We start from the raw sequence: 10,045 nt of genomic DNA, 5'->3' as shown, positions 1-10,045 counted from the left end.
GCGGCAATAGAACCTATCATCGGACATTTAAAAACCGATTTTAGGCTGGCAAAAAATTACTTCATGGGAGAAACGGGACCACAAATCAATGCATTACTAGCTGCAACCGCTTGGAACATGAAGAAAATGATGGAACTACTGAAACAGAAAATTATTTTCTTATTTTATAAGATACAAATTATGCTGTTTTCTAATCCTGTTTTTAAATATAAATTAAATAGTGGGTTTTGTTAAGGAACGACTAAATAACCAACGATAAGCTTTGGGGAATTCTTTCGCCCAATAACTTTCAGAATGCTTTCCGTGTGGGTCAAATTGGGTTTTCAAATTGGCTTCCGGAATTTTTTTCTTTAAAAGCATGATCACTTCATCGATATCTTTGGTCATGTTTTCCGACTCTTTTGTTCCTGCAAGAAAGAGAATTTGAGTTTTTTTAAGATTCTTTGAATTTTTTTATGAATATCCGTAATTTATCATAATTTTTGTATATTTGTAGTAATCAAACAATTAGATATGAATTTATTCAGTTTTTCAGCACATTTTGGGACAGAAGATGATTGTATAAATCATTTTAAATCTGAGAGAGATAAAATAGGACTCACGTGCAAATGTGGAAGCACAGAACATTTTTGGATAAAGAGCAGATTAAGTTATGAATGCAAAAAATGCAGAAGTCGAACTTCTTTGAAAAGCAGACAAAGCGCAAAAAATTTAGAACCAGAGCGGCAATAGAACCTATCATCGGACATTTAAAAACCGATTTTAGGCTGGCAAAAAATTACTTCATGGGAGAAACGGGACCACAAATCAATGCATTACTAGCTGCAACCGCTTGGAACATGAAGAAAATGATGGAACTACTGAAACAGAAAATTATTTTCTTATTTTATAAGATACAAATTATGCTGTTTTCTAATCCTGTTTTTAAATATAAATTAAATAGTGGGTTTTGTTAAGGAACGACTATATAATGTAAGAAAACCGCTCTTTGAAGATAATTCTTGAAAAATAAGAATCAAAAGAATGATAAAATCGCCGAAATATTCCCAAAATGAAAATAGCAATTCCAGAGAAGGACTTCAACAATTTTTCATGGATTCCATTAGGGAATTATATTGCGCAGAGAACATCGTGGGAGAAACTTATCAGAAAATAAAAGATGGAATTTTGTCTGATAAATTGAGGTTTATTTTGGACAACCATTTTCAAATTCATCTCAATCATTTGGAACGTCTCGAAAAAATCTTTAAGTTACACAATGAAGAGCCCCAATTTAAAGATTGTGAATCGTTCACTGCACTGATCAACGAAGCCCAGAAACATCTAGAATTTTTTGCTAATGACCCCTTAAATTGGGACATTGCACTGATTTTGACTGCTCAAAAATTGGCTCATTACAAAATTGCAGCTTACAGCGCGAGTGCTCATTTGGCAATCAATTTAAATTTACATACGGAAGCAACACTTCTTGCAGTTGATGTTCAGGAAGAAGAGGAATTTATCCACAACTATCTGGAAGAATTGATTCATGAGTTTTTGAAACCGTTTCGATAGTTTTTTTCGTCATTTTTTTCACAACTATTTTTACCTCTAAGTAAATAAGGTTATTTTCATTTACGACAGATTAAACATTTAAAAAAAATATCCGATTACAAATGGAATTCTTTATATTTGATTATCAAAATTTTAGAGATGCAAAACTGCCTAGAATGTGGTGATCAAATTATCGGAAGAAGCGATAAGAAATTTTGCAACGACGGCTGCAGAAACGCCTATAATAACAAAAATAACCGAGATACATCCAACCTGATGCGCAATATCAATAATAAGTTGCGCAAAAACCACCGCATTTTGAGTGAACAAAAATTCGTTGATGGAAAAGCGAAAACTACCCGTAACAAACTGACTTCAGAAGGTTTTGATTTTGAATATTTCACCAACTTTAAAATTTATAAAAATGGTGCGGAATATCGGTTTCTCTATGAAATTGGTTATCGCTTTTTGGAAGACGACTGGATTTTATTGGTAAGGAAAGAATGATTTTTCCTTAATAAAAACAGAAATTATAAGTTAAAATCAGCTTTTCCTTTTCCTGTGGAATTCTTTTTTTGGGTAAAAATTATTCATTTTCATCAACCAAACGGATTTTATCCTCTAAAATTTCAATTTTTTTATCTCGATATAATCCACCGATAGCTTTCTTGAAATTCTTTTTGCTCATCTGCAGCTCTTGCTTAATTTCTTCTGGTTCAGATTTGTCTGAAAGATAAAGCAATCCGTAATTCTGATTAAGTTTATCAAGAATAATCTGCTGAAACTCATCATTGTTTTCATAACCTTCAGGCTGAAGGGAAACATCTATTTTTCCGTCTTCGCGGATGGATTTTATGTAACCGATTTCTTCCGACAGAGGAAAGAGTTTTTTGTAAACATCGGATGCGTAAATCAGTCCGATATATTTTTTATTTACGATGACATTCCAGCCCAGTTCGCCTTCACCCATTAAAATCAGATTCACCTTATCGCCTTTGCGGAAAGGCAGATCTTCATAAGCAGGATTTCTTTTGAATCTGGTAGTTCCGGTTATCAGGTTTAAAAATTCATCAATATAAACGTAAACCAAATACCTTTTTCCTTCTACAATTTTCTGTTTTTGTTGCTTGTAAGGTATGAACAAATCTTTGATGATTCCCCAATCCATAAAAGCGCCACTTGGCAAACTTTGCACGCAAGTCATCACGGCAAACTCTCCTACTTCGGCGTTGGGTTTTTCAGTTGTTGCTTTCAGTTTGTCGTCGTCCTGATAAACGAAAACTTCCATTTCATCACCGATTTCGGCATCTTCGGAAGCAAAAATCTTAGGAAGAAATGCTCTTTCTCCGTTTTCATCTTCCAGGAATAAACCTGAATAATTTTTTTCTGCGATTTTTAATAATTGAGTTTTGCCGAGATCCATAGGTTAGCGTTATAAATAATTGACTGCAAAGGTAAGAAAACTAAAGGAACAGAAATTGCAGAATTTTGTCATGCCCTCTTCAGTCATCATAAAATATTTTTATAAGCCGGAACTCCAGATTCTAACCATCGTTTATGTGTCTGGAGTCGTATACAATTATCCCGACGTGCCGAAGGAAGTTTTCGATGATTTCCGGGCTGCTTTTTCGAAAGGTGTTTATCTGAACAGAAACATCAAACCTTTCTTTAAATACAAAAAAGTGAGTGATATTTAAACAAATTCATCTCCGCATAAAACGGAGTAGCAGGCATCAGAAATGGTTCCGCAACCTTCAGAAATGGTTTCGCGACCTGCAGAAATGGTTCCGCAACTTACAGAAATGGTTCCGCAACTTACAGAAATGGTTCCGCGACCTGCAGAAATGATTCCGCACGCTGCAGAAATGACAAAACAATATTGCGGAACGATTTCCGTAGCTGATTATTCAAATAATGCATCATTTTCTATAAATTTTGATAATGAAATTATATTTTAATTATTAAATCATCAAAATAAATGCTTAATCTTTTTTCTCAGCAATGATTATCATAAAAATTATGGCTTTGTGATAATGTTATCATTAAGCAACAAAAAAGAGAAGCCGAAACTTCTCTTTATTATCTTAACTAATTAAAGTCTTACATGTGAATCGCGATCTTTCCAGTCGCATCTAATGCAGCTTCCTTAATCGCTTCAGCAAAAGTTGGGTGTGCATGCGACATTCTTGCGATATCTTCTGCACTTGCGCGGAATTCCATTGCGGTTACCGCAGCGGCAATCATATCTGCAGCTCTTGCGCCGATCATGTGAACGCCTAAAACTTCGTCGGTTTTTTCATCAGCGATAATCTTGATGAAACCATCCACATCGCCGGAAGCACGGCTTCTTCCCAAAGCTCTCATCGGGAAATTACCCACTTTAATGGCAACGCCTTCTGCTTTCAGCTGTTCTTCAGTTTTTCCAACTGAAGCAACTTCCGGCCAGGTATAAACCACTCCAGGTATTAAATTATAATTGATATGTGGTTTTTGTCCGGCAAGCTGTTCTGCTACCAAAACGCCTTCCTCAGACGCTTTGTGCGCCAACATTGCTCCTGCAACCACATCACCGATCGCATAAATATTTGAAACGTTAGTCTGCAAATGTTCATTGGTTTTTACTCTTCCTCTTTCATCCAGATCAACACCGGCTTTTTCAAGGGAAAGTCCGTCTGTATAAGGTTTTCTACCTACAGAAACCAAAACATAATCGCCTTCAACAACTACTTCTTCGCCTTTTTTATCTTTTGCGGTAACTTTTACAGTGTCGCCGTTTCTTTCAACAGCCTGAACTGCGGTTGAAAGCATGAATTTCATGCCTTGTTTTCTTAAAACTTTGTTGAGTTCTTTCGATAATGCGCCGTCCATTGTTGGGATAATTCTATCCATAAATTCGACTACAGTTACTTCAGAACCTAATCTTTTGTAAACAGATCCCAATTCCAGCCCGATAACTCCACCTCCGATTACTACTAAATGTTTCGGAATTTCTTTCAGATTTAATGCTTCAGTAGAAGTAATGATTCTTTCTTTATCTATAGTAATGAAAGGCAACGAACTTGGTTTAGAACCCGTCGCAATGATGATGAATTTGGAGTCGATGATTTCTGACGAACCGTCGTTTTTGGTTACTTTTACCTGAGTAGAAGATTCAAAACTACCTACGCCTTCAAAAACAGTGACTTTATTTTTGTCCATAAGGAAGTTGATTCCTTTCGTAGTTTGGTCTACCACTTCGTCTTTTCGGGCAATCATTCTTGCCAAATCTGCTTTTGGCTCGTCGATGATAATGCCGTGATTGGCGAAATTGTGTTTTGCGTTTTCGAAATGTTCAGAACTGTCGAGCAAAGCTTTTGAAGGGATACATCCAACATTCAGACATGTACCGCCCATGGTAGGATATTTCTCTATAATTGCAGTTTTCAGACCTAATTGCGCACAACGGATCGCAGCCACATACCCTCCAGGACCAGAACCGATTACGGTAACATCAAATTGACTCATTTTTATTTTTTTATGATTTTTATTGATTTTTTGAAGTTTACAAATTTACAAAATATTTCGCCACTCGTTTGCAGATTCTGCTAAAAATCTAATAACAGATTTTCATAATGTTTCAGAATAATGTCCTTGGAAAATCTAGTTTTTATCGAGTTGATAATCAATTTTTTATCGTGAGTTTCAGCACAAATCTCTTTTACTTTTTCTGCAAATTGCTGGTGCTGTTCAATATCGGAAATTTCACCATTAATTTTGTCTTGTATAATTTCATTAATCCCGCCCGGACAATTATTGGCCAAGGAATAAACTCCACAGGCTCCTGCCTCCAACAGAACATTAGGGAAACCTTCATAACGCGACGAAAGGATAAACAAATCCGCAAATTTCAGGAATTGATAAGGATTTTTTTGCTTTCCGTGGAAAATAACGTTTTCCAGTTTAAGGTCAATTTTCATTTGATGAAGAATTTCCCGATCTCTTCCTTCGCCAATAATGTGCAGCTTTATTTTTTCATTTTTTAAATGAGAAAAAACTTTCAGTAAATTATCGAAACCTTTTCTGGAAGAGAGATTCCCGATTGCAACAACATTTTTGTAATCATCATTAAATGTCTCCGGTTTTACGGAAATATCCAATTTATTATTAATGAAATCGAAATCTACGGGATTATTTATTTTAACGAGTTTTTCTTTTTTGATATTGAAATACTCAATCAAATCATTCTTCATATCATCGCTCTGACAAATAATCCGATGATAATTGTTGTAAAATTTATAGAAGAACCGAATTTCTTTGCGAGTTACGTGTTTCGAAACAACGTTGGTTTCTCGGGCAATAAATTTAGTTTTCGGAAAAAACTTGATAAATAACGACAAATAAGCATTCACTTCCCCGAAACCGCTGAAAACGATATCAGGTTTCCGCTTTTTAATTTCGAGTAAAATTGGTTTTAAAGAATGCCTGATTCTGGGAGTTTTGATGTCGATAATCTCAATATCTTCATTTAAAATTTCCAGAAAACCGCCTTCTTTTCGGAGCAAAAGAATCTTGGGTTCAAACCGATTTCTGGGAAGGTGATTAGCAAGCGTGGTGACAATTCTTTCTGCGCCACCGGTTTCCAGATCGGGTAAAATGAAGATGATGGAAGTTATTTTCATTTAAAAAAAGTGACAGGAAATTTTCTGTTGCAAATTGATATTGGAAGTGAAACAAACTGCATTTGTTTAAAATTATTTCGAAGATCTTTTTTTACTTTTAATGATGATCACACCGTTTTTCGCTTCTTCACCATATAATTCGATCGCTTTTTCATTCTTTACAACTTCCATAGATTCAATCGTTTCAGGATCTATTTGCCTGAAATTTTCATAAGGAATTCGCTGCCCATCAATAAATATTAATGGTTTATTTTTTACCTCTTTATTGCAACACAAGCAGATACTTTGGTTTTTGTCAACCGGAGTAATATTTAAACCTTTCGTGTTTTTTAATTTTGAATTCTCGTTAGGTCCGTCGATTCCTTTCGTACCGATTACTTGTGCGGAGAAAATCCCACAACATAAGAGCAGTATTACAACAACAAATTTCTTCATTTCTCTTAATTGGCTACATCCGAAATAAATTTAATACGAAGCATTCTCACCTCTTCATCGCTAAGATCATCCCCGAATTCTGCTAGAAGAACTTTCATGCTGTCGCTTTCACTTTCTCCCATAAATTCCATGAATTCCTCAACAATATCTTCATCAAAATTCTCATCGACATAATAATCAATATTCAATTTAGTTCCTTGATATACAATTCGTTCCATTTCTTTTAGCAATTCATCCATCGAAAGATTTTTTGCTTTGGCTATGTCTTCAAGGTCAATTTTTTTGTCGGTACTTTGAATGATGAAAACTTTGTGGCTGGATTTATTGGCGACTTGTTTCAGCACCATATCCTGGGTTCTTTCGATATTGTTTTCATCTACATATTGCTTAATGAATTCAGCAAATTCTTTCCCAAATTTCTTGGCTTTACCGTCTCCAACTCCATATATTTTTGCAATTTCTTCAATGCTGATTGGGTATTGAACGGTCATATCTTCCAAACTTGGATCCATAAAAACTGTGTACGGCGGAATTCCTTGCTTTTTAGCGACCTTCTTGCGAAGTTCTTTCAGTTGACTGAAAAGTACTTCATCCAAACCGCCATTTTGTTGCACCTGAACTTGGTCCGAATCGGCTTTTGTTTGAGCCAAATCATATTCACGGTCTTCTGCGATGAGAAAAGGATTTTTATCTTTTCCAGAAATCACTTGCAAACCTTTTTCAGTTAATTTTAAAACACCGTATGATTCAATATCTTTTTGTAAAAAATTCTGTACTGTAGCTTGTCGAATCACCGATTTCCAAAAGTTTTCCGGCTCATTTTTGCCAATACCAAAATGTTTAGTGGTTTCTAATTTATAAGATTTTGTTACCGGATTTTCTTTGCCAACAATCACCGTAATAAGATCTTTTGTGCGGAATTTTTCTTCCAATTCTTTCACTAAAGTTAAAACCAGTTTCAATTCTTTGGTTGCATCTTTCAGTTTCGGAGGGTTCACGGAATTATCGCACATGTTCGCACCTGCACCGTTCACTGGATCAAATTGCTCGCCGAAATAATAGAGAATGTACTGTCTGCGGCTCATGGAAGTTTCGGCATAACCTACTACCTCGTTCAGCAACTGCAGACCAATTTCACGTTCCGAAACAGGTTTCTGCGCCAAAAATTTCTCCAATTTTTCAATATCTTTTGGATCGTAAAACGCTAAGCAAATCCCTTCTCCACCGTCGCGCCCTGCCCTACCGGTTTCTTGGTAATAACTTTCTAATGATTTAGGAATATCGTAGTGAATTACAAATCTCACATCGGGCTTGTCGATTCCCATCCCGAATGCTATGGTTGCGACGATGACATCGGCTTCTTCCATCAGAAATTTATCTTGGTTGGCCACTCTTGTTTTTTGGTCTAAACCGGCATGGTAAGGAAGCGCATTGATGCCATTCACCTGAAGAAGCTGGGCAAATTCTTCCACTTTTCTTCTGCTCAAGCAATAGACAATTCCGGATTTTCCTTTATGTTGGTTGATGAATTTTACAATTTCTTTGTCAATATTCACTTTCGGGCGAACTTCATAAAAAAGATTCGGCCGGTTGAAACTTTCTTTGAACACCAATGCATTCGACATTCCCAATGTTTTTTGGATATCATCCTGAACTTTGGGCGTTGCTGTTGCGGTAAGTGCAATCACGGGAACATCAGCAATTTTGTCGATAATAAGTTTTAGATTTCGGTATTCCGGACGGAAATCGTGTCCCCACTCCGAAATACAATGCGCCTCATCGATCGCAACGAAAGAAATGGTAATATCTTTCAAAAACTCCAAATAATCTTCTTTAATAAGAGATTCGGGAGCCACATAAAGCAATTTGGTTTTTCCGGCTTTGATATCGTCAAAGACCTGTTTGGTTTGCGTTTTATTTAATGAAGAATTCAAAACATGAGCGACACCTTCATCGGAAGATAGCCCGTTGATCGCATCGACCTGATTTTTCATTAATGCAATTAATGGCGAAACCACAATTGCTGTTCCTTCAGAAATCAGAGCTGGAAGTTGGTAGCAAAGCGATTTACCGCCTCCTGTCGGCATTAAGACAAAGATGTCTTTTCCTTCCAAAAGATTTTTAATGATTTCTTCTTGTTGGCCTTTAAATGTAGAAAAGCCGAAATATTTTTTAAGTTCCTTCGATAAATCGGCAGTATTTGTTTTCATTTGTAATTCCAGTTTTTATGACAATAGTTGAACATAGCACCTGTTTTTTTCTAAAATTCAATTGCAATTTGCGGTCTGTTCATCTAAAATTGTTTGCTAAATTTGCATATTAACCAAAGTTAGAAAATAAAAATCAAAATAAAAAAATTGAAGATTAATTTTAATTAAAATATTAGAAAACATTTGCGTATATTATAAGATTAATCTTTCTGTCCCAATTTATCAAAATGAATCACCCTGATCTACTCCACATCGCCAAAAATGCGCTTTCCATCGAAATCACTGAGCTCGAAAACCTTAAAAACCGTCTCGATGAGAATTTCTTGAAAGCTGTAGAAATCATCAATTCAACAAAAGGAAAACTCATCATTGTAGGAATTGGCAAATCGGCGCACGTGGGAAATAAAATGGTAGCAACGCTGAATTCTACCGGAACACCATCTCAATTTTTACACGCTTCAGAAGCGATTCATGGGGATTTGGGTGTGATCCAAAAAACTGATGTTGTGCTTTGTATTTCTAATTCCGGAAATTCCCCGGAAATTGTCAACCTTCTACCTTTTTTGAAAGATTATTCTTCATCATTAATCGGAATGACTGGAAATTTAAACTCCAAACTTGCTGAGTTTTCGGAAGTGGTTCTCAACACCTCTGTAGAAAAAGAGGCTTGTCCAATCAAATTGGCTCCCACAAGTTCTACGACGGTACAAATGGCGTTGGGAGATGCTTTGGCGGTTTGCTTGATGGAACTCAACGGTTTCCGTGAAAATGATTTTGCCAAATTCCATCCGGGTGGAAGTTTAGGTAAAAACCTTACCGCAAAAGTGGAACAATTTCTTTCTCCTCAAAAACCATTGGTTTCTGCAGATGCTAATATTCGTGAAATCATTATTTCCATCAGCGCATCTACACACGGAATAACCGTGGTTGAAGAAGGTGAAAAAATTACCGGAGTAATTACTGACGGCGATTTGCGAAGAATGCTGATGAGCGAACAGGATCTCTCGAAAATATCAGCCAAAGACATCATGAGCAGTAACCCGAAAAGCATCGATAAAAACGCTTTGGCAAAAGAAGCCATGCAAATCCTGAAAGATAAAAACATCGGTCAACTGATTGTTACTGATCAAGGGAAATATTTTGGAATCATCGATATTCACCGACTTTTGGACGAAGGCATCAATTAAATATTGCGTTTCGGTTTTCATC

At 36.0% G+C, this 10,045-nt stretch carries 12 protein-coding genes and 2 pseudogenes; 8 read left to right on the top strand and 6 right to left on the bottom strand.

From position 1 onward, the window contains the following. Positions 1-234: pseudogene (locus AP75_RS14275) on the top strand (hypothetical protein); the annotation flags it as partial. Here the strand turns inward: AP75_RS14275 and AP75_RS14270 are convergent. Continuing rightward, positions 214-387, bottom strand: a complete 174-nt coding sequence (locus AP75_RS14270; RefSeq protein WP_158212071.1) for a hypothetical protein — start codon at positions 385-387, stop codon at positions 214-216. The pseudogene AP75_RS14275 and the gene AP75_RS14270 overlap by 21 nt on opposite strands. 126 nt (positions 388-513) lie before the next feature. Between AP75_RS14270 and AP75_RS14100 the strand changes: the two are divergent. The 4 genes and pseudogenes from AP75_RS14100 to AP75_RS07965 form a co-directional block, all read left to right on the top strand. Next, a pseudogene (locus AP75_RS14100) lies at positions 514-693 on the top strand (IS1595 family transposase); the annotation flags it as partial. Then, a complete protein-coding gene (locus AP75_RS14265; RefSeq protein ID WP_158212070.1) occupies positions 666-956 on the top strand; it encodes a hypothetical protein in 291 nt (96 codons plus the stop codon). The pseudogene AP75_RS14100 and the gene AP75_RS14265, both read left to right, overlap by 28 nt. A gap of 67 nt (positions 957-1,023) precedes the next feature. Continuing rightward, the gene (locus AP75_RS07970; RefSeq protein ID WP_031501618.1) at positions 1,024-1,554 is read left to right on the top strand and encodes a YciE/YciF ferroxidase family protein; all 531 of its coding nucleotides are present in this window, start codon (positions 1,024-1,026) and stop codon (positions 1,552-1,554) included. A 138-nt stretch (positions 1,555-1,692) separates the two neighbouring features. After that, positions 1,693-2,040, top strand: coding sequence for a hypothetical protein (locus AP75_RS07965; RefSeq protein WP_031501617.1), 348 nt, complete (start codon positions 1,693-1,695; stop codon positions 2,038-2,040). A gap of 79 nt (positions 2,041-2,119) precedes the next feature. Here AP75_RS07965 and AP75_RS07960 read toward each other — a convergent pair whose 3' ends face one another. Beyond that, positions 2,120-2,956: a CvfB family protein gene (locus AP75_RS07960; RefSeq protein ID WP_088264175.1), complete on the bottom strand. Its 837-nt coding sequence runs from the start codon at positions 2,954-2,956 to the stop codon at positions 2,120-2,122. 19 nt (positions 2,957-2,975) lie between these two features. Here AP75_RS07960 and AP75_RS07955 point away from each other — a divergent pair, with 19 nt between their 5' ends. Then, the gene (locus AP75_RS07955; protein WP_242589787.1) at positions 2,976-3,230 is read left to right on the top strand and encodes a KTSC domain-containing protein; all 255 of its coding nucleotides are present in this window, start codon (positions 2,976-2,978) and stop codon (positions 3,228-3,230) included. Between the two features lie 42 nt (positions 3,231-3,272). Beyond that, positions 3,273-3,491: a hypothetical protein gene (locus tag AP75_RS07950; RefSeq protein WP_088264173.1), complete on the top strand. Its 219-nt coding sequence runs from the start codon at positions 3,273-3,275 to the stop codon at positions 3,489-3,491. A 142-nt stretch (positions 3,492-3,633) separates the two neighbouring features. Here AP75_RS07950 and lpdA read toward each other — a convergent pair whose 3' ends face one another. From lpdA to recQ, 4 genes are all read right to left on the bottom strand, one after another. Then, on the bottom strand, positions 3,634-5,037 hold the full coding sequence (gene lpdA, locus AP75_RS07945) for a dihydrolipoyl dehydrogenase (RefSeq protein ID WP_088264171.1): 1,404 nt from the start codon (positions 5,035-5,037) through the stop codon (positions 3,634-3,636). Positions 5,038-5,117: 80 nt separating this feature from the next. Next, entirely contained in the window at positions 5,118-6,191 is a 1,074-nt protein-coding gene (locus AP75_RS07940) for a glycosyltransferase (protein ID WP_088264169.1), read from the bottom strand. 72 nt (positions 6,192-6,263) lie between these two features. After that, entirely contained in the window at positions 6,264-6,626 is a 363-nt protein-coding gene (locus AP75_RS07935) for a TonB-dependent receptor plug domain-containing protein (protein WP_088264167.1), read from the bottom strand. A 5-nt stretch (positions 6,627-6,631) separates the two neighbouring features. Beyond that, positions 6,632-8,836, bottom strand: coding sequence for a DNA helicase RecQ (recQ, locus tag AP75_RS07930; protein WP_088264165.1), 2,205 nt, complete (start codon positions 8,834-8,836; stop codon positions 6,632-6,634). Positions 8,837-9,063: 227 nt separating this feature from the next. Here recQ and AP75_RS07925 point away from each other — a divergent pair, with 227 nt between their 5' ends. Further along, positions 9,064-10,023: a KpsF/GutQ family sugar-phosphate isomerase gene (locus AP75_RS07925; protein WP_088264163.1), complete on the top strand. Its 960-nt coding sequence runs from the start codon at positions 9,064-9,066 to the stop codon at positions 10,021-10,023. The last annotated feature ends 22 nt before the right edge of the window (positions 10,024-10,045 follow it).

It is taken from the genome of Kaistella haifensis DSM 19056 (genome assembly GCF_000735695.2).
Classification (GTDB): Bacteria; Bacteroidota; Bacteroidia; order Flavobacteriales; family Weeksellaceae; genus Kaistella; species Kaistella haifensis.
Note: the sequence above shows the minus strand (reverse complement) of the source record. Positions and strands in the feature narration are given on the sequence as shown.